17 protein-coding genes are annotated in these 18,144 nt (G+C 66.0%); 6 read left to right on the top strand and 11 right to left on the bottom strand.

Features of this window, described 5'->3' with window-relative positions; all coding sequences use genetic code 11:
- The first annotated feature begins 75 nt into the window (after positions 1-75).
- A complete protein-coding gene (locus AC1U2B_RS07765; RefSeq protein WP_480216331.1) occupies positions 76-1,395 on the top strand; it encodes a DUF445 domain-containing protein in 1,320 nt (439 codons plus the stop codon).
- A gap of 12 nt (positions 1,396-1,407) precedes the next feature.
- Here the strand turns inward: AC1U2B_RS07765 and AC1U2B_RS07760 are convergent, their stop codons facing one another.
- On the bottom strand, positions 1,408-1,992 hold the full coding sequence (locus tag AC1U2B_RS07760) for a TetR/AcrR family transcriptional regulator (RefSeq protein ID WP_043395314.1): 585 nt from the start codon (positions 1,990-1,992) through the stop codon (positions 1,408-1,410).
- A 124-nt stretch (positions 1,993-2,116) separates the two neighbouring features.
- On the opposite strand from AC1U2B_RS07760, the gene AC1U2B_RS07755 reads away from it, so the two are divergent.
- Complete coding sequence (locus AC1U2B_RS07755) at positions 2,117-3,880, top strand: acyl-CoA dehydrogenase (protein ID WP_480216602.1); 1,764 nt, start codon at positions 2,117-2,119, stop codon at positions 3,878-3,880.
- A gap of 81 nt (positions 3,881-3,961) precedes the next feature.
- Here the strand turns inward: AC1U2B_RS07755 and AC1U2B_RS07750 are convergent, their stop codons facing one another.
- On the bottom strand, positions 3,962-5,578 hold the full coding sequence (locus AC1U2B_RS07750) for an alkaline phosphatase family protein (protein WP_480216330.1): 1,617 nt from the start codon (positions 5,576-5,578) through the stop codon (positions 3,962-3,964).
- Between AC1U2B_RS07750 and AC1U2B_RS07745 the strand changes: the two genes are divergently transcribed.
- Entirely contained in the window at positions 5,571-5,942 is a 372-nt protein-coding gene (locus AC1U2B_RS07745; RefSeq protein WP_480216329.1) for a hypothetical protein, read from the top strand. The genes AC1U2B_RS07750 and AC1U2B_RS07745 overlap by 8 nt on opposite strands.
- Positions 5,943-6,419: 477 nt before the next feature.
- On the opposite strand, the gene AC1U2B_RS07740 is transcribed toward AC1U2B_RS07745, so the two are convergent.
- From AC1U2B_RS07740 to AC1U2B_RS07730, 3 genes are all read right to left on the bottom strand, one after another.
- Positions 6,420-6,833: a hypothetical protein gene (locus AC1U2B_RS07740; RefSeq protein ID WP_480216328.1), complete on the bottom strand. Its 414-nt coding sequence runs from the start codon at positions 6,831-6,833 to the stop codon at positions 6,420-6,422.
- A gap of 168 nt (positions 6,834-7,001) precedes the next feature.
- Entirely contained in the window at positions 7,002-7,397 is a 396-nt protein-coding gene (locus AC1U2B_RS07735) for a hypothetical protein (RefSeq protein ID WP_480216327.1), read from the bottom strand.
- Positions 7,398-7,414: 17 nt separating this feature from the next.
- Positions 7,415-7,912, bottom strand: coding sequence for a TspO/MBR family protein (locus AC1U2B_RS07730; protein WP_480216326.1), 498 nt, complete (start codon positions 7,910-7,912; stop codon positions 7,415-7,417).
- Between the two features lie 466 nt (positions 7,913-8,378).
- On the opposite strand from AC1U2B_RS07730, the gene AC1U2B_RS07725 reads away from it, so the two are divergent.
- Positions 8,379-8,621 carry a hypothetical protein gene (locus AC1U2B_RS07725; protein ID WP_480216325.1) on the top strand — a complete coding sequence of 81 codons (243 nt, stop codon included), beginning with the start codon at positions 8,379-8,381 and terminating at the stop codon, positions 8,619-8,621.
- Between the two features lie 108 nt (positions 8,622-8,729).
- Here the strand turns inward: AC1U2B_RS07725 and AC1U2B_RS07720 are convergent, their stop codons facing one another.
- Positions 8,730-10,082 carry a cryptochrome/photolyase family protein gene (locus AC1U2B_RS07720; protein ID WP_480216324.1) on the bottom strand — a complete coding sequence of 451 codons (1,353 nt, stop codon included), beginning with the start codon at positions 10,080-10,082 and terminating at the stop codon, positions 8,730-8,732.
- 382 nt (positions 10,083-10,464) lie between these two features.
- Between AC1U2B_RS07720 and AC1U2B_RS07715 the strand changes: the two genes are divergently transcribed.
- Complete coding sequence (locus AC1U2B_RS07715; protein ID WP_480216323.1) at positions 10,465-10,650, top strand: hypothetical protein; 186 nt, start codon at positions 10,465-10,467, stop codon at positions 10,648-10,650.
- 7 nt (positions 10,651-10,657) lie between these two features.
- Here AC1U2B_RS07715 and AC1U2B_RS07710 read toward each other — a convergent pair whose 3' ends face one another.
- The 5 genes from AC1U2B_RS07710 to AC1U2B_RS07690 form a co-directional block, all read right to left on the bottom strand.
- Positions 10,658-12,208 (bottom strand): HAMP domain-containing sensor histidine kinase, encoded by a 1,551-nt coding sequence (locus AC1U2B_RS07710; protein ID WP_480216322.1) that lies wholly within the window; start codon positions 12,206-12,208, stop codon positions 10,658-10,660.
- Positions 12,189-12,890, bottom strand: a complete 702-nt coding sequence (locus AC1U2B_RS07705; protein WP_480216601.1) for a response regulator transcription factor — start codon at positions 12,888-12,890, stop codon at positions 12,189-12,191. The genes AC1U2B_RS07710 and AC1U2B_RS07705 overlap by 20 nt, the downstream gene beginning before the upstream one ends.
- A 226-nt stretch (positions 12,891-13,116) precedes the next feature.
- Entirely contained in the window at positions 13,117-14,070 is a 954-nt protein-coding gene (locus AC1U2B_RS07700; RefSeq protein WP_480216321.1) for an energy-coupling factor transporter transmembrane component T family protein, read from the bottom strand.
- Entirely contained in the window at positions 14,067-16,079 is a 2,013-nt protein-coding gene (locus AC1U2B_RS07695) for an ABC transporter ATP-binding protein (protein ID WP_480216600.1), read from the bottom strand. The genes AC1U2B_RS07700 and AC1U2B_RS07695 overlap by 4 nt, the downstream gene beginning before the upstream one ends.
- A gap of 43 nt (positions 16,080-16,122) precedes the next feature.
- Positions 16,123-17,004, bottom strand: a complete 882-nt coding sequence (locus AC1U2B_RS07690) for a lysophospholipid acyltransferase family protein (RefSeq protein WP_480216320.1) — start codon at positions 17,002-17,004, stop codon at positions 16,123-16,125.
- 371 nt (positions 17,005-17,375) lie between these two features.
- On the opposite strand from AC1U2B_RS07690, the gene AC1U2B_RS07685 reads away from it, so the two are divergent.
- Entirely contained in the window at positions 17,376-18,143 is a 768-nt protein-coding gene (locus AC1U2B_RS07685) for a DUF2127 domain-containing protein (protein ID WP_480216319.1), read from the top strand.
- Position 18,144: the final 1 nt, after the last annotated feature.

Genomic DNA, 18,144 nt, shown 5'->3' with positions numbered 1-18,144 from the left:
GCAGGTACCTGGTGAAAAATCATGCAATATATGGCCTTTCGGCATAGCCTTTGCCGCCATGCGGGACGGTGATCGGTGAGCCGCGAGGTCATCCTCGCGATCCAGAGCTGGTCCGAGATCAAGGCCGATTTCGGTGTCAACTGGCTGGTCTACCTGTCCATGCCCTTCGTTGCCGCTTTCGTGGGCTGGAGCACGAAGATCGTCGCGCTGGAAATGCTGTACCGGCCCTTGGACTACAAGGGCATCGGTCCGTTCGGCTGGCAGGGCATCGTGCCGCGGCGGGCCGGCAAGGTCGGCTCCAAGACCATCGAATTGCTGACCGCGAACCTGCTCAAACCCGACGAACTGCTGAGCCGGGTCGATGCCGACGAACTGGTGGCGGCATTGCGGGTGCCGCTGACCCGAGCGGTCGACGAGATGTCGCGCGAGCTGGCCGAACAGCTCCGGCCCGGGCTGTGGGACTCGCTGCCCGACGCCGCGCGCCAGGCCATTTCGGTCCGGGTTCAGGCGCAGACGCCCCGCATCGTGGCCCACATGCTCGGGGAGATCAGCTCCGATTTGAACCGCTATCTGGATTTCCAGTTCATCGCGGTGACCACCCTGGTGCGCAACAAGGAGAAACTCGTCAGGCTGATGCGAAGCGTCGCCGACGATGCGATGGCCTTCATGCGACGCAGCGGCATCTACTTCGGGCTGGGCATCGGCTGCGTGCAGATGGTTGCGTGGGGTCTGTTCCACAATCCGTGGATCATGCCGGCCTTCGGATTCGGGATCGGCTCGGTCAGCGACTACATCGCGCTGAACATGCTGTTCCGCCCGGTGTATCGGAAGAAGTATCTCGGGCTGTTTCCATTTCGCGGACTACTGCACGACCAGCGTGACAAGATCACCCGCGACTACGCCAAGATCCTGGCCCAGGATCTCTTTTCGCCCGACATCCTGTTCGACGCCGTGCTGACCGGGCCGGGCGCGGACAAGCTGTTCGCGTTGGCGGCCAAGGAGATTCAGGCCGCCATCGACAGCCAGCTCGGCGCCGCCGTCCCGTTCGTGAAGTTGGTGGTCGGTGGGCAGCGGTACAACGCGCTCAAAGGCACCGTGGTGGACACCGTGCTCGCTCGATTGCCTGAAACGCTTGCGCTGGCCGAGGTTTACGCCAAGGACATGATGGACCTGGACAAGATCATCGTCGACAAGATGAGTCAGCTCACCAACGAAGAATACGAGTCGATTCTGCGCCCGATCTTCAAGGACGACGAGAAACTGGTGATCGCCGTCGGTGCGATGCTGGGCGGAATCGTCGGTGAAATCCAGGTCCAGATCATGGAGTTGTTCGGCCGCGACGTGCAGAGCCCCGCTGCCCTGCACGACTTCGTGGGGGTCGTCCTGCACCGCTGACCGGTAGGTCGGTCAGCGCACCAGGCGGGCCGCGACCTGGGCGTAGATTTCGCCCAGTTTGTGGGGATCGCGGTGCGTGCGCGAGGGGAACCACCGGCAGACGTCGACGCACAGCGATGAGATCGCCATGACGACGTCATCGAGGTTGTCGACGTGGAATTCGCCTGTCGCCATGCCGGTTTCGATGATGTTGGCGATCACCGCGGTGACCTGGTGCCGCAGTGGCGCGATGGTGCGGTAGTGGGCCGGGGTCAGGCCGTGCAGCTCGTATTGCACGACCCTGGCCTGCTTGCTGTTTTCCGCATGCCAGGTGGCGAAGGCCGCGACGACCGTGTGGAAGCGCTCGGCGCACGGCGCGGTGGGGTCATCGGTGGCACGCAGGGTCGCCAGCAGGCTGCCGTGCCCTTCCAGCGCAATGGCGTAGAGCAGCTCTTCTTTGGAGCGGTAGTGCGGGTACATCGCCGTCGCGCTCATGTTGAGGCGTTTGGCGATCTGGCGGGTGGAGGTGCCGCCGTAGCCGGACTCGGCGAATGCCTCGATGGCCGCGCGCCGGATGCGTTCGGCGGCGGCCGAATCGGTCGTCCGGTCGGTCTTCATGTGCACGTGATCGTACACACAGTTGACACATGCCAGGCTGATAGGCGATATTAGCAATCGCTTAGGAAATGAGCGACTGCTAATGTCTGGCTGCATTGGAAGGTAGAACCCAGTGACTGATTTCATGTCTCGGCGCGACCTGGACTTCTTGCTGTACGAGTGGCTCGACGTCGTCGAGCTCACCAAGCACGAGCACTTCGCGGAGCATTCGCGGGACACCTTCGACGCAGTCCTCGACCTGAGCGCGGACATCGCGACCAAGCGCTTCGCGCCGCACAACAAGAAGGCCGACCACAACCCGCCGTTCGTCGACGAAAGCGGCAAGGTCGTGCTGATCGACGAGATCAAGCAGGCGCTGGACGACTTCAACGGGGCGGGCCTGATGGCCAGCTCGTTCGACGAGCGCGTCGGCGGCATGCAGCTGCCCAACGTGGTCGCGCAGTCCTCGGCGGCGTTCTTCCGGGCCGCAAACCCCGCCACCTTCTCGTACGCGTTCCTCACCGTCGGCAACGCCAACCTGCTGACCGAGTACGGCAGTGAAGAGCAGATCGACACCTGGGTCCGCCCGATGCTCGAGGGCCGCTACTTCGGCACCATGTGCCTCTCGGAGCCCGACGCCGGCTCGTCGCTCGCCGACATCAGCACCAAGGCCACCAAGTCGGCCGACGGCACCTACCGGGTCACCGGCACCAAGATGTGGATCACCGGTGGCGACCACGAGCTGGCCGAGAACATCGTGCACCTGGTCCTGGCCAAGGTCCCGGGCGGCGGCCCCGGCGTCAAGGGCATCTCGCTGTTCGTCGTGCCGAAGTTCCTGACCGACGGCACCCGCAACGACGTCGCGCTGGTCAGCCTCAACCACAAGATGGGCAACCACGGCACCACCAACGCCCTGCTGAACTTCGGTGACGGCAGCCACCAGCCCTCCGACGAGCCCGGCGCTGTCGGCTACCTCGTGGGCGAGGAGCATCGCGGCCTGGCCTACATGTTCCACATGATGAACGAGGCCCGCGTCGCGGTCGGCTCCATGGCCACCGCCATCGGCTACGCCGGTTACCTCACGTCGCTGGAGTACGCCAAGGTGCGCACGCAGGGCCGTCCGGTCGGCGACAAGGACCCGTCGCGCGCGCAGGTCGCGATCATCGAGCACGCTGACGTCAAGCGCATGCTGCTGGCCCAGAAGTCTTATGTGGAAGGCGCCTTGGCGCTGGGGCTGTACTGCGCGCGGCTCGTCGACGAGATGCGCATCTTCACCGGTGCCGAACTCGACGAGGCCAACCTGATGCTCGAGGTGCTCACCCCGATCGCCAAGAGCTGGCCGTCGCAGTGGTGCCTGGAAGCCAACAACCTCGGCATCCAGATTCACGGCGGCTACGGCTACACCACCGAATACGACGTTGAGCAGCAGTACCGCGACAACCGCCTGAACGCCATTCACGAAGGCACGCACGGCATCCACGGCATCGACCTACTCGGCCGCAAGGTCGTCATGCAGGACGGCGCCGGCCTGAAACTGCTGCAGCGGCGGATCAACGAAACTGTCCAGACCGCATTGCAGTCGGAGGCCACCGCCGCCTACGCGCGGGACCTGCAGGCCCAGACCGAGCGCCTGGTCGAGGTGACCGCGACGCTGTGGGCCGCCGGTGATGCCGAAACCACACTGGCGAACTCGACTGCCTACCTGGAGGCGGCGGGCCACATCGTAATGGCGTGGATCTGGCTCGAGCAGCTGAACGCTGTCGGCGGCAACACCGGCAACTTCTACGACGGGAAACGCGCTGCGGCGCAGTACTTCTTCCGCTACGAGCTGCCCAAGGTGACGACCCAGCTGGACCTGCTGGCCAGCCTGGACCGCACCACCGTCGACGCGCAGGTCGACTGGTTCTGATCAGCTAGCACCACCCGGAAGTAGACGTAGGGCCCGAGGTTTCCTCGGGCCCTACGTTCAATTCTGGGGGTGGGTACCCGATTACGGCATGACCGGTGGCGTTCCCCAGAAGTCGTTGAGCGGCACGGCGTAAGCGTCGTTGTTGGTCAGCGGTGCCAGCTCCAGTGCGTCCTCGATTGTGCGCAGCAGGCTGTAGTGATTGGCATAGCTGGTGTCGGTGAAGTTGCCCGACCGCATCCCGGCGCTGACTGCGCCGGGGGACGGGATCACCACGGTGACAACACGATTGCCGCCGTTGCCGAAGCCCAGTGACAGATTGTCGGTGTCTTCGTCGAATGTGACGACGATGGCCGACTTCTGCGTCGGGTCATTCCACACCGCCGAATTCAGAATGGTCGGGATGGTCTGCTGCGCGAACTGGTCGGCCGCCTTGACGTTGTACTGGTGGTTGGTGAGCAGCGCGCCGATGTAGTTGAGATAGCCGCCGGGGAAGTCGAGCGGCCCTTCGCCGTTGTTGGCCTCGTTCGCCGCGAACCACGCGAAATTCGGTGTGGTGGCCGACGACGAGAGGTCGGTCGCCAGCTGGGTCAGCGGGTGCAGGTGCGCGGCGGCGCGAGCCTGGTCGTTGAAGATGTCTCGGTACGCCAGGAACGGCAGCTGGTCGGGCGCGTAATCGCTCGTCGAGACGTAGGGCCCGGCCGCGGACATGCCCTGCGCATACCCGGCCCACGTCTTGCCGGCCGATTCGATTCTGTCGGCGAGGTTGGTGGCGTCGATGCAGTTGGTCGCGCAGTTGTAGCTGAGACCGAAGTCGGAGCCGCCGAGGATCGGGTAGTAGTTCGGGTCGCTCGGGTGGGTCAGCGCGTAGTAGTCGGTCGCGACGCCGTAGGTGTTGATCAGGCTGTTGAGGTACGGCGCGTTGGGGCTGCCGACGATGTCCTTGTAGCCCTTGTTCTCCAGATAGACCATGAACACGTGGTCGAGCGCGCCGACCGTCGATACCGGCGGCGTGGGTGGCGGAGGTGTCGGGAGCGCGGCTCCCACGGTGAACGACAGATCGTCGGCGAATGCGTTGTTGTATCCGCCGGTGAACGGGTTCGAATCCTTGAGTGTCACGACCACCTGCGCTGTCCGCGTATCGACGGGGATGGTCCCTTCGGTACTGCGCTGGAGCAGTCCGGTCTGCAACCAGCGCTCGAGGGGACCGACAGGCGCCACTTTCCCGACACCCAGCTGCGTGCCGTTGGCATCCAGGAACGTGACCTTGATCGACGCCGCCGAAGGATCGATCATGGCGCCGCCCAGGAACCCACTCAGCTTGAACGGCGTCGTGCCGGCGTCGATGCCCGATGCGGCGCCGCTGAGATCGACTGTCTGGGTCAGCGTGGAGGTCGCGACATTGCCGCCGCCGAAGAACTGCGTGTCGCCCGGGGTGGGCCGATCACTGGGGAAGTTGAAGATGGCGGGGAGCGTCGGCCCGGGTGTCGGCAGGCCCAGCGGGATCTGGCGCACGGTGCCGTACTTGATGACCGTCGGCGTACCGGTGACGGTCCAGCCGGGGATGGACACCGTGCTGCCGCCGGACAGCGATGGATCACCGAGCTCTGCGCTGGGGTTGGTCAGGAGATTCGGGCTGGTCACGTTCCAGGCCGAAACCACATGGGGTGGCAGGAGATTCGTCTCGATTTGCTTGCGCACCCAGGCGAGCACCGTCCACAGGACCGGCGAATTTGCCGGCACGTTCGACGGCAGGGTCGATACCAGCGGCCTCAGCGCGATGCTGATGAGTTGTTTTGCCGCGGTGACGATCTGGCCGATTGCGCCGGTCGCGGTCGGGGCGGACACGGTGGGCGTGACGAGTGCCGCCGACGGTGTCGCCGCCGCGGTATGGGTTACTGATGCGGTGGTCGGCACGGCCGCCGTGGCGACGATCGATGGTGCCGGGGAATGGTCGACCGTGGCGGCGGCGGCTTGCGGCCGACCGATTTTCTTTGTGGCGCTGACGGATTCACCGGCCGCGGGCGTCGAGGTCGGCGCGGTCTTCGTGGCGCCGCCGGCGTGAGGGTTGAGGTTCGCGCTACGGTGACGGTTGGTTGCGTCGCTGCTCTTGTTGGATTGCGGCTTGGGCTTGTGAGCAGAGGGTGGTGCCGAGTCGTCTGATGGCGAGGCCGGTGTGGCGTCGGGCTGTGCCGCTGTCGCCGGGGTGGGCGGGTGTTTGGCAGCCGGCTTGCCGGGGCCTGCCGCATCCGTGGCATGCGAGGTGTCCGATGCCGTCGATGAGGGCTCGGCGTAGGCGATTCCTTGCCCAGTGGTGAGCGATATGCCGACTCCGAGAAACACTGCCAGGGCTCCGACCCGACCGATGTACCGTGAGCAACCCATGGTCGTTCCCTTCGCCCGTCCGCCTGTTGTCCGTCCGCGGTAACGGTAGAAAGAATTGACGGCGGAGTTAGCATTTCCGCCTGGGATGCAGCTGGGAGTATTCGTACAGTTCCCTCCACCCTGTCAGCGTGACAGGGTGGCGGCCGCGTCCGTGGTGCTAGATGCGAATGAAAGCGCTGCCCTGTGCGTCCCACACGCCCCAGGCGCCGAGGTCAGGGTCCCAGACAGCCTGCATACCGGCGGCCCAGTCGGGCAGTGCCGGTGCCGGCGGAGTGCCCATCGGCGGCACGACCGGCACAACCACCCACGCGGGCGCAGCAGTGAACGGGATGCGGTCCTGCGGCAGCGGCCCACCGTGCCCGGGAGGCGGCAGGTAGCCGTGGCCCGCCGGCAGCGGATTGCCGGGCACGCCGGCATTCACGCCTGGTCCGGGCACGCCAGGAGCGGGAAACGGCGGTGTCGGCATCGGTCCCATCGGATCGGCTTGGGCGACGGCCGCGCCGACTCCCAGTCCTGCCATGCCGAGCATGCCGGTTGCGACTGCGCGCACTGCGATTTTCTTCAAGGTCATGCGTTGAACTCCCTTGGTGTGGTTTGAGAAATGGCGGAGCACCTCGGCCGCACAGTGTGCGGAGAAATGAGGGCTCCTCGAACCCCCGCCACTGTGGGGATACCCGAGTGAGGAATCGCCAAACCAAACCGAGGGGATGCCCCGCCGGTCGAAGGGTGCGTCGAGCGGCTACCTGCGACGTCGCGGCGCCAGATGCCCGTGGTCGGACAGGTCAGGCCACGGCGGGCGCCGCAGGATCGCCAGGCAGCCGATCACGGCGGCCGCCAGGCCAGTGATGACGCCGACCAGCGCGATCCGGTCCGCGTCCACCGCCGGCACCCACACCGTCCCGGTATCGCGGATGACGAAGACGCCGAGCGGTTTTGCCGACGTGCTCGTGCCGGTGTGGTTGACCTTGGCGACGGGGATGACGGTCGCTCCGTCGGGCGTGTGGTACGGCTCGGCGAAGGCGCGGCCGGCCGCGTCGTCGGAGAACTGGTCGAGAAAAGCTTCCGGATTCTGCAACCTGGCCTCCGCATGAGTCGAGCGTGGATGGTCGCCAGCGTAAGTCGATTGCCCTCGCATGTGCCAGACCTTCGCGGCTACGACCGTTCGGCGCGCCTGTTCAGCTGCCGGATATGCCCGCAGAGCACGGTGGCGAACGCGCACCACAGGGGATAGAGCGTCAACGGTGCAGCCCGTCCGCCGATGGCGTCGACAGCCCGCCGCGTCAGGTCGGCGCTGCTCACCGTGAGCGCCGCGCTGACGGCGGTCGCGGTGCCGAAGCGACGACGATTGAAGAACAACCAGGACCACGCAGCGTTGAGTGCGAGATTCAGTGCGAGTCCGTTCCGGTAGGCGCGACGCTCGATGTCGCGGCCGGTTGCACCCAATTCGTCGATCGCTGCGGCCGAGACGACGGCGATGTCTGTGTAGAGCGCGGGCCAGACCACAGGGAACACTTCACGAGGCGGTTGATACGCCGGCTTGCGCAGCTGCGCATACCAACTCGATCGGACTGCCGGCGCTGTCGCCGCGCCGCCGATTGCCGCGGTGGCGACGGTTGCGGCTGCGGTCATCAGCAGGGTGGTGATACGCATGAAGTCCCTTCCCTGAGTGCGTCAAAAACTCGATGGCACTGGCCATTTGGTGTACCCACGTTCGATGCTGCCATAAACCGATGCACCACTACCGTTTTCGCCGCGTGGACGTGGTGATGCCGTGGCTGTCGTGACCGTTGCGCGGGTCGAATGCTGGGGAATTCGTATGGATTATGTATTGCGCGGATATGAATATGACGGCGGAAGCCTGCCGCTGATGGTGGCATACGTGAATCGTTGGCCTGAATTGTGTCGAAGTCAGCCTTGCTAAGCGGAAATTCGATTCTGCTTAAGATGTTCTATATCAACAGATTTGGTATCAATACCGACAAATTATAGATTAGCTGGCATATTCAAATGTTAACGCCTTGGTTTCGAATGTTATCGAAAGTAGACAAATTGGTGCGGCGCCCGATTGGGTTAATGTCGGCAGCTGTCAGTAGTTCCACGAAGAGGAGATGTGCGAATGTCAAAGCAGCACAAGACGCGTCACCATGCGGGCGTCGCATTGGTTGCGCTCGCGCTGATGGGTGCGGGCATTGGATTCAGCGCGGCCGTAGCCGGCGCGCAGCCGCCGCCACCGCCCGGTCCAGGCATCCTGCCCCCGGGCCCCGGTGTACCGCCGCCCGGCGGTCCCGGTCTCGCGCCTCCGGGACCGGGCGTTCCGCCGCCGCCGGGCGGTCCGCTCCTGCCGCCTCCGCCATTCTGAGTCGGCTCTGAGTCGGCGTAGTGATTCGACCGTCCGGCACGTAACCCGGTTGTCGCTGATGCGGACCGGGATACGGCCGGGCGGTCGGCCCGAATCCACGGCCTCGGGTCACCCGTGATTGCCGATTGCGTAATAGCGCCGGAGCGCTTCGGCGCGTTCCTCGCCGTGATCGACGATCGGCTCCGGGTAGCCGGGCGGGCGTGGTCCTGATTTGAGGTGGGCATCGGCCGCGTCGGCCAATTCGGGAACCCAGCGGCGGACATAGGCACCGGTGGGGTCGAATTTCTGGCCCTGCGCTGTCGGATTGAACACCCGGAAGTACGGAGCGGCATCGGTGCCGGTGCCCGCGCACCATTGCCAGCCGTGCTGATTGTTGGCGATGTCGGCATCGACCAGATGCTCCATGAACCAGCGGGCACCCCATTGCCATGGCAGGTGCAGATCCTTGACCAGAAAGGACGCGGTGATCATCCGCACCCGGTTGGGCATGAAGCCGGTCGCGCTCAATTGCCGCATGCCGGCGTCGACGAACGGGTACCCGGTCCGGCCGGCCTTCCAGGCGTCGAAGAGCCGCTCGGCTGCCTCGTCGGTGTCGGTTTCGATGGCGTCGTAGTCACGGTTCCAGTTGCGCCAGGCGCTGTCCGGCCAGTGGTGCAGCACCGCGGCATAGAAGTCACGAAAAGCGAGCTGGCGCAAGTAAGCAACGTGGCTGGCGTGGTGCAGGTCGAGGCCGTCGACCATGGTGCGGGGGTGAATCGTGCCGAACTTCAGGTGCGCCGACAGGTGGCTGGTCCCGTCGGCGCCGGGTAGGTCACGCTGTTCGGCGTAGTCGTCCAAACCCGCGTCGATGAATTGTCGCCACTGGTGCAGTGCCGCCTCCTCGCCGGCAGCGAAGCAGGGCGGCACCTTGAGGTCCGGGATGTCGGCAGGTTTGGCTGCTGTGCCAGCCAGACTGTTCGGATCGACCCACTGTGCCGATTGCGGACCGGTGCGCGCCGGCTGCCGCCAACCGTGCTCACGCCAGCGTCGGAAGAACGGCGTGAACACCCGGTAGGGGCTGTCGTCGTCTTTGGTGACGCGTCCGGGCGAGACCAGGTACGGGGAGCCGGTCGCGACCAGCGGGATGCCGTCGAGCGCCTCCTGGACCCGCTCGTCACGGCGCTCGCCGAACGGGGTGAAGTCCGCTGAGACGTGCACAGCACTCGCATCGATCTCTTTGGCGATCAGCGGAATTCGCTCTTCCGGGCGTCCACGGGTGACCAGCAGGCGGCCATCGAGCTCAGCATGCAGATGCCGCAAACAGTCGCCCAGGAACTGCAGGCGGCGGGCGCCTGATGAGGCTTCAAGACGCGGATCGAGGACGAAGCAGGCGAGCACGTCGCCGTCTTGGTCGGCCGCTGCCGATAGGGCTGGTAGGTCGCTGAGCCTGAGGTCACGGCGGAACCAGAGCAAGGAAGGCACGGCTCCATACTTGCCGACCACGAGGCTCTGGCACCAGATGGTGAGTCGCGGTTGACCACGCCGGGCGGAGTCCAACCCTGGGGAATTCATATGGATTCAGTATTCCGCCGATATGAATCTGGCGACGGCAATGCGGGGGCGCCGCTCTGCCTGCGTCGGTGCCGGCCGCCTTCAGACTGCGTCGCGTTGGCCGGTCATCGACCGAAATCTGTTCTTGTGCAATATATTCAGCGTATTTTCGGCGTGGTGCGGGCTTGCGTCGCTGCACCATCTGTGACGGTTTCTGTTGCTATTGCGGCAAATTCGGCCGTGAAGCGCACCCAATCGCGTCAGGTTATCGTCTGCGCCTGTCAGGTTGTTCCACAACGAGGAGATGGTCCGCATGAGCATGCAGCGCAAGACGCGTCGTCGGGCTGGGGTGATGCTGGCAGCCGTCGGGTTGATAAGTGCCGGAGCGGGATTGGGTGCGGCGATTGCGGCCATCTTGATTCAGCAGGCCACCGAACCGGCCTCCGAGTACACGGTTGGGCTGTCGTCGGAGCGGACCCGGAGGCAGCCGGGCGGTTGAGGGGCGGCTATGACCGCGGGCCTTCCGGCGCGGGCAATGTGACCGTGAATGCCGATCCATTCGCGTCGGTCTGCACCGTGATCGTGCCGGCGTGTGCTTTGGCCACGGCTTGCGCGATAGCCAAGCCCAGCCCGGTGCTCCCGGCCGCCCTGGAGCGGGACTCGTCTCCGCGCGCGAAGCGTTCGAAGATCTCCGGCAGCACGTCGGGTGCAATTCCCGGTCCGTCGTCGGTCACGGTCACTGAAACCGGCCCGTCGGCGGCCCCGGCGAGCGCGGTGACCACCCTGGTACCGGCCGGGGTATGGACTCGGGCGTTCGACAGCAGATTGGTCAGCACCTGATGCAACCGTGCGCGGTCGCCGACGACGATCACCGGGTGATCCGGCAGATCCAGGGCCCAGCGGTGTTCGGGTCCGGCCATGTGGGCGTCGCTCACGGCGTCGATCACCATCTGGGACAGGTCGACTTCGTCGTACTCCAAGGGCCGGCCGGCGTCGAGCCTGGCCAGCAGCAGCATGTCCTCAACCAGTTGACTCATCCGCCGGGACTCGGCATGTACTCGGTTCATTGCGTAGACCAAGTCGTTGCGCAACGCGTCGGCCGCGTCGTGAGGTAGGCCGGTGACCAATCGGCGGGCCACTTCGGTGTATCCCTGGATGGAGGCCAGCGGCGTGCGCAGTTCGTGGCTGGCGTCGGCGACGAACTGCCGTACGCGGGTCTCGCTTGCGTGGCGGGTGGCCAACCCGTCGGCCACCCGGTCGACCATGCTGTTGAGGGCGGTGCCCAGCCGGCCCACCTCGGTATGAGCGGTGTCGGCGTCGACAGGTTCGATCTGGGACGGAAGTTGGACGTCACCTTCGTGCAGCGGAAGTCCGGCGACGTGGTGTGCCGCTTCGGACATCCGTGACAGCGGGACAAGTTCGCGGCGAATCATCACTGTCCCCGCGGCGATCGCCGCCGCCAGAGCCAGCGCGGAAAACCCACCGATCATCCAGGTGACGGATCGCAATGTTTGTTGCACTCCGGACAGCGGCAGACCCGACACCACGACCTCATTGAGGGAGGGGTGCGCAACGAGCCGGTACGCACCTAGGCCATCGAGGTCGACGCTGACGGTGTGCCCCTGGGGAACTCGCTCCAGCTGTGTCAGGGCTGCAGGGCTGACGGAGCGGCGGTCGCCGCTCGTCATGATGACTGCAGCCTGACTCTGCCCGGGCTGCGAGATGATCGCGCCCACGGTGCCCGCCGACTGGCCGGGCCCATCGAGGAACATTGGCCCAGGACCGGAGAATCGCAGGAATGGCGGCGGCCCGAACTCGAAGAACGTCACGGACCGGGATTGGGCTTCGAAAACCTGGTTGTCGAGTTGGCCGATGAGGAAGTGCCGCAACGCAATCAGAGTGCCGGCGCCGACAGCGGCGCACAGCCCGGCGCCGAGCACCGCCACCACGACGATCAGGCGGCTGCGCAGCGTCCAGGTGCGGGGGGCATACTTCCGGCCACGTCGCGGCGGCGGGGGAGGGTCCGCCACCGCGATGTCACTGGGGTTTGAGGACATACCCGATCCCGCGGACTGTGTGGATCATGGGTGCACGGTCGGCATCGATTTTCTTGCGCAGGTATGAGATGTACAGCTCGACCACGTTTGAGCGACCCTCGAAGTCCCAATCCCATACGGCGTGCAGGATCTGGGTCTTGGTCAGCACCCGCCGAGGGTTGTTCATCATGAGTCGAAGAACTTCGAATTCGGTTGCGGTCAAATTGATTTCGGAGCCCGCTCGGGTGACTTCGCGGCTGTCTTCGTCCAGTACCAGATCACCGACGACCAGTTGCGCACTGTCGGTTGCCACGCCGACGCCGGACCGACGGACCAGTGCTCGCATCCGCAGGACCATTTCCTCGACGTTGAACGGCTTGGTGACGTAATCGTCTCCGCCCGCTGACAATCCGGCGATGCGGTCTTCGATGGTGTCTTTGGCGGTGAGCAGCAGGACTGGTAGCTCGGGCCGGATGCGGTGCAATTCGTGGAGCACGTCGAGCCCACTCATGTCAGGCAGCATGATGTCGAGCACCACGATGTCGGGCTTTTCGGCGGCGGCTTTCTTGATGGCCGAAGCACCGTCGCGGGCGGCAGTGACCTGCCAGCCCTCGTATCGCAATACCATGGCTACCAGGTCGCCGAGCGCTGGTTCGTCGTCGACCACGAGGACCTCGATCGGGCTGCCGTCGTGGCGCGTGATCGGGGCCGGAGCCGCAGGAGCTGCGATCTGTGGCCGACGGACCGCGGTATGGGCATCTGGGGCTTCTTGCATCGCGACATTGTTGCCAACCCGTTTAGCGACGATCTGTGGTTGGCCTATGGAGAACCTATGAGGCAGGGTGTTCCCGCTGGTAGACGCTGTATTTCGGCGTGATTTCCCCTCCTGCAATCAGTTCGCGGATGGCGGGGCGCGGTGGCGGCCCCGCTTACCTGGGCGGCGGGGCGAACCCCGCCGGCGGGCTTAATCCGGGCGGCGGGCTGAATCCGGGGCCGCCCGTGAGTCCGGATGGGGGTGGTCCAAACCCCGGTGGGGGCCCGGGTGGGCCGCCGATGCCGCCGACAGTCACATCGAGACCGAGGGCAGTGGCGCAGACGGCTGCGGCGATCGCCAGTGCTACCCAGTCGGACCGTCGGAGCTTGGTCCGGGCAGCGGTGAGTTGACCGGTTCCGCCGCGGGCAGCGATCGCGTCGCCCATTTCGTCGGCGCGGCGCAACATCATCGCGGTGACGGTGGCAATCAGGTCGACACCGTCACGGATGCGCTGTCGCACTTTTCGTATCCCTCGTGATCGCGGTGTGGGCCGCAAGGTGCGGGCAGCGTTTACGACCCTGAATTCGTCGATCAGCATGGGAAACGACCGCAGTGCCAAGCTCAGGGCGACCGCGAGATCGTCGACGGGGATGGACAGCCGGCGCACAGGACGGGCCATCGTAGCGAGTGCCGGCGCGACGTCGGCAACGTCGGTGGTCCAGGACAGCACCGCACTCGATAGCAGTAGGACGATGGTCAGAGCCGATAGTTGCAGGAACTGCAGCAGGCCACCGAGTCCCACATGCAGGCCGGCGATGACGACGAACGGGGCCCCGCCCGCGGACGTCAGGAACACGGCGCCGATCACGACGACCGCCCACACCGGCGGCGGTACGGAGGGGAAGGCGCTGCGCGGGATCCCTGCCAGCCAGATCGCGGCCAGGGCCAGGGCGCCGGCCGCGGCGATCGGGATGGGGCTTGGATCGACGGCGAGCATCACCGCGACGGCGACGATGCTGATGATCTTGGTGCCCGCCCACAACGAGTGGACCGGACTGGTGCCCGGGACGGGACGCAGCAGCACCAACGGCCTCGGCCCCCGATGCTTGACCGACTCACGGGGTGTCATGACGATGCTCCCGTCGAGGGTGAGACCGGAGTCTGGATCACGCCGGTGTGGAGGCGCAGGACGCGTGGGCACAACCGATCCAGGCCGAGGAAATCGTGCGAAATCATGATGATCGTCAGTCCGGTGTCGCGGCGCAGGTCGGTCAGCAGCTGCACCAACCCGCGTGCGCTGGCAGCGTCCAGACCGGCCAGGGGTTCGTCGAGGATCAGCACCCGTGGTCTTCGGGCGAGCAGGCCCGCAAGCACCAGCCTGCGCTGCTGTCCGCCGGAGAGCTGATCGACGCGCCGCCGTGCGAGCGCGGCATCGAGGCCAACGCTGGCCAGCACGGCCACCACACGATCCGTGTCATGCACATCGAATCCTGCCGCGGACGCGATTTCGCAATCGACCCGCGACCGCATCAGTTGCAGGCGCGCGGCCTGGAAGGCGATGGCGACCGCGCCGATCTGTTCGGCGGCGGGTTTGCCATCGAACAGGGCCGATCCCACGGAGGGCGTGATCAGGCCGGCCATGATCCACGCCAGCGTCGACTTGCCGGAACCGTTGCCGCCGTGGATCAATACGCCGTCACCCTCGTGCACGGTGAGGTTGATGTCGCACAGGGTGGTGTGCACCCACGGTGTGCCTGCCGCGTACTGGTGGCTGACACCGTCGAGCCTCAGCACGGGTAGCCCGGGCAGCCTCGTCACCGCGGGTAGGCCACCAGCCGCCGCCGGGGCCGGAGCTGGTGCCGCGACGGTGGGCACCACGGCGGTGTTGTCCCCGGTTTCGGACAGGTTGATGACCCAGTCGGCGCTCTCGGCTTCGTCGCGGTAGTGGGTGATGTTCACGACCGACATCTGCTGGTGCGCGGTCAGGCCGTCCACCACAGCCAGCAGTAGCTCGCGGCCGTCGGGGTCGACCATGGAGGTGATCTCGTCGGCGATCAGCAGTCTCGGCGAGCGGGCCAGCGCAGCGGCCACGGCCAGGCGCTGCAGCTCACCTCCGGACAGCCCATCGGTGGCGCGCTCGCGCATCCCGGCGAGCCCCACCCGGCGCAGGATTGCATCGACGTCGACCGGCGTGTCCGTGGGCAGGCCCCAGACGACATCGTCGGCGACCCGCATCCCGAGCACCTGCGTTTCCGGGTGCTGCAGCACCACTGCGGTCCCGCCGATGCGGCCCAGGCCGACCCCACCGGGGCGGCGCACGGTCCCGGTGGTGGGTTCGGCGCCGGCGAGGATGCGCCCCAGTGTGCTTTTGCCGGACCCGTTGCAGCCGACCACGGCGACACGTTCGCCGACATCGATGGTGAGGTTGGTCGGTGCCAGCGCGTTGTGTTCGGCGCCGGGATACCGGAAGCTGACGTCGTCCAGATGGACGGGCAGCGGGGCGGTCGCGGCCCCGGCCAGGTCGGCCGGTGGCGGGTCGAGTTTGTGGGCGTCGGGGATACCGTCGAGGCGGCGCAGGACACCGGACATGACCCACCAGCCGACGATCGACACGATCGCCACGATGCCCGTCAGCCAGCCGGTTAGCAGCAGCGGCCAGGCGGTGAACCCGGGCAACGTCAGGCGGGTCAGACCGTCGCCGAGGCCACGGAGGGCGGGAATGGTCTGCAGGGCGGCGGCCAGTCCGTTCATGGTCGCGTTCAGGGCGCTGAAGACCAGCATCCGCAATGGGGCCAGTACCACCAACACCCCCGATGTGACGGCCCCGAGGACCGCGCCGGCAGCGACACCGGAGACGGCGACGGCGACGATGCCGCCGCCGCGCCGTTTGACGATGCCGGCCAGCCCTCCGATGTAGGCGCTGGACAGCACGGTGATGGCGCCGGGCACACCGACGATGAGGAATGCGACCACCGCGCTGGCGATGGCGGCGGTGATCAGTACCTGGAGTCGATGCCGGTAGGCCAGCAGCCCGACCGGCACCATGGCGACCAACGCCAGGAACCCGGTCACCGGGACGACGGCCGCCGAGATCGCCAATCCGGCCGAGGCTGCCGCGACGACCGAGGCATGCGCCATCTCCCCGGGAAGCAGGCCGGAGCGGCCCCCGGTGTGCGCCGGGCTAGCCACGTGCGTCCGCGCTCATGTCGTCCGGGCGGGTGGCACGGACCCACGCCAGCGGATTCAGTGCGCGGTAAGGGTCGGCGGCCCGGATTTTCAGCAGGTCGGCAATGCTGGTTTCCAGCGCTTCCTGGGTCGTCTCTTTGACCGTGGCGATCCACGTCTCATCGGAGACGCCTGCGGGTTTGGCGGTGGTGATCGGGGCACCGAACCGCAGGTACATGCGCTGCGGCCGCGGGATCAGAGTGGGACCGATCCCTCGCATCAGCGGCATCGGCATGTTCGGACGGCCGGTGACCTTCTCGCTGATCGTCATGCTGAGCCGGCCCAGCGTGCTGTCGCGGGTGAACAGATGCTCGTACATATCGTCGCCGCCGACCAGGGTCACCGGCACGATCGGGTAGCCGCCGATGATGGCCTCGCGGGCAAAGCCCGCCCGGCCCCGCCAATTGATTGTGTTCTCTTCGCCTTTGAACTTGGCGATCTCCCGGCCGCCGCCGGGGAACACCAGAATCGTGTCGTTGTTCCGCATCAATTCCTGGGCGTTTTCTGGGGATCCGACGACGGCGCCGACCGCGGCGATCACATCGCGCATCGGGCCGCGCATCTTGCCCATACCCCGCTCAGCCAGCGGCCGCACCCGCGTCCCGATGCCACGCCGGACGAAGTGCAGGATCAGCGGCACCTCCACGCCGCCCTGAGTGTGGTTGGCCACCAACAGAAACCGGCCGTCAGCGGGCAAATTCTCGAGCCCTTCTATGTAGGGGCGCAGTAGGTCCACGATCGGTTCGGCGGCATCGCTGACCGACCCCAGAACTCGGCGCAGGGTCTGTACCCGCGCCGGTTGAGCGACTATCTCTTCAGGGGTGTGGTGCTCTGTCATGACGATGTGCTCCGATCCGTGTGTCAATTCGCCGAACCAGGTAGTGAATGGCCCGTACGGGACATGAAGCTAGCGGCCGAATCCATGAAACCCGTGGGGCAATGTTTGCGAAACCGTATGAATACAGCCGGGTTTGAGTCACGGTGTGACCACGACCAGGACGACCGTCACAGTGTCGCGGTGCTCGTTTGTGGTGCTGCCGCGTTCACAGCCCAGCGCTAGCGAAACCCCACACTTTGCCCATGACTCGGCTCTATTGTCCCTGGGCGCCGCTGTCACCAATCTGTTTGCCACCAGTGCGGCCAGTCCGAGCTTCTTCGTTGCCGACCGAATCGGGGCCGACGGTCAAGAGCGCCAACTACGGTAGGGACATGGTGGATTTCGCCCTGCGGTCCTGTGGACTACGTGGCCACGCGACGTATGCCCCGGACGAACCGGAACTGGCTGCCCGCTTGCATGTGCAGACACCGGTCGGTGAGGCATGGCGATGCCTGCGGTGCGAGACATTCGTCGTCGGTGCGCCGCGGGGGAGGGGACCTGCGGAATCGGCACCCGAAGTTCCGCGCGGCCGGCTGCTGCGCGACCGCGTGCTGATGCGGGTGTTGGCCGCCGAGCGCGTTTTCCGGTTCCTGCTGCTGGCCGCGATGTCCTACGGCGTGTTCCGGGTGCGAGCGGCGCGGGTGCACCTGCGGGACATGTTCGAGAAGGACCTGCCGCTGCTGCGGCCGTTGGCGGACCAGATCGGCTGGAACCTCGACAGTTCCAAGATCATTCGGCACATCAACGACGCGTTCACCATGTCGAGTGACACGTTGTTGTTGATCGCGATCGGCATTGCCGTCTATGCGTTGATCGAATTGGTGGAGGCCGTCGGGCTCTGGGGCATGTGGCGGTGGGGCGAGTACTTCGCGGTGGTGGCCACCAGTTTCTTTCTGCCGCTGGAGATCTACGAGTTGACCGAGAAGGTCACCGCCCTGCGGTTGACGATGTTCCTGGTGAACGTCATTGCGGTGCTGTGGTTGTTGTGGAGCAAGCGGCTGTTCGGGCTCAACGGCGGTGGCGCGGCGTACCGTCAGGAACACGAGACGGAGAGCCTGATGAGTGTCGAGCGGGCGGGATTGGCGACCGCTGCGGCCTGAG

This window comes from Mycolicibacterium sp. P4_G11 (assembly GCF_056555145.1).
This window is presented reverse-complemented; position numbering and strand designations above follow the sequence as displayed.

What these genes read in the sequence shown, in the direction of transcription:
- AC1U2B_RS07760 (WP_043395314.1), bottom strand. Translation starts at nt 1,992, where the DNA reads ATGAAGACCGACCGGACGACCGATTCGGCCGCCGCCGAACGCATCCGG.
- AC1U2B_RS07755 (WP_480216602.1), top strand. Translation starts at nt 2,117, where the DNA reads ATGTCTCGGCGCGACCTGGACTTCTTGCTGTACGAGTGGCTCGACGTC.
- AC1U2B_RS07740 (WP_480216328.1), bottom strand. Translation starts at nt 6,833, where the DNA reads ATGACCTTGAAGAAAATCGCAGTGCGCGCAGTCGCAACCGGCATGCTC.
- AC1U2B_RS07735 (WP_480216327.1), bottom strand. Translation starts at nt 7,397, where the DNA reads ATGCGAGGGCAATCGACTTACGCTGGCGACCATCCACGCTCGACTCAT.
- AC1U2B_RS07730 (WP_480216326.1), bottom strand. Translation starts at nt 7,912, where the DNA reads ATGCGTATCACCACCCTGCTGATGACCGCAGCCGCAACCGTCGCCACC.
- AC1U2B_RS07725 (WP_480216325.1), top strand. Translation starts at nt 8,379, where the DNA reads ATGTCAAAGCAGCACAAGACGCGTCACCATGCGGGCGTCGCATTGGTT.
- AC1U2B_RS07715 (WP_480216323.1), top strand. Translation starts at nt 10,465, where the DNA reads ATGAGCATGCAGCGCAAGACGCGTCGTCGGGCTGGGGTGATGCTGGCA.
- AC1U2B_RS07710 (WP_480216322.1), bottom strand. Translation starts at nt 12,208, where the DNA reads ATGTCCTCAAACCCCAGTGACATCGCGGTGGCGGACCCTCCCCCGCCG.
- AC1U2B_RS07700 (WP_480216321.1), bottom strand. Translation starts at nt 14,070, where the DNA reads ATGACACCCCGTGAGTCGGTCAAGCATCGGGGGCCGAGGCCGTTGGTG.
- AC1U2B_RS07695 (WP_480216600.1), bottom strand. Translation starts at nt 16,079, where the DNA reads ATGGCGCATGCCTCGGTCGTCGCGGCAGCCTCGGCCGGATTGGCGATC.
- AC1U2B_RS07690 (WP_480216320.1), bottom strand. Translation starts at nt 17,004, where the DNA reads ATGACAGAGCACCACACCCCTGAAGAGATAGTCGCTCAACCGGCGCGG.
- AC1U2B_RS07685 (WP_480216319.1), top strand. Translation starts at nt 17,376, where the DNA reads ATGGTGGATTTCGCCCTGCGGTCCTGTGGACTACGTGGCCACGCGACG.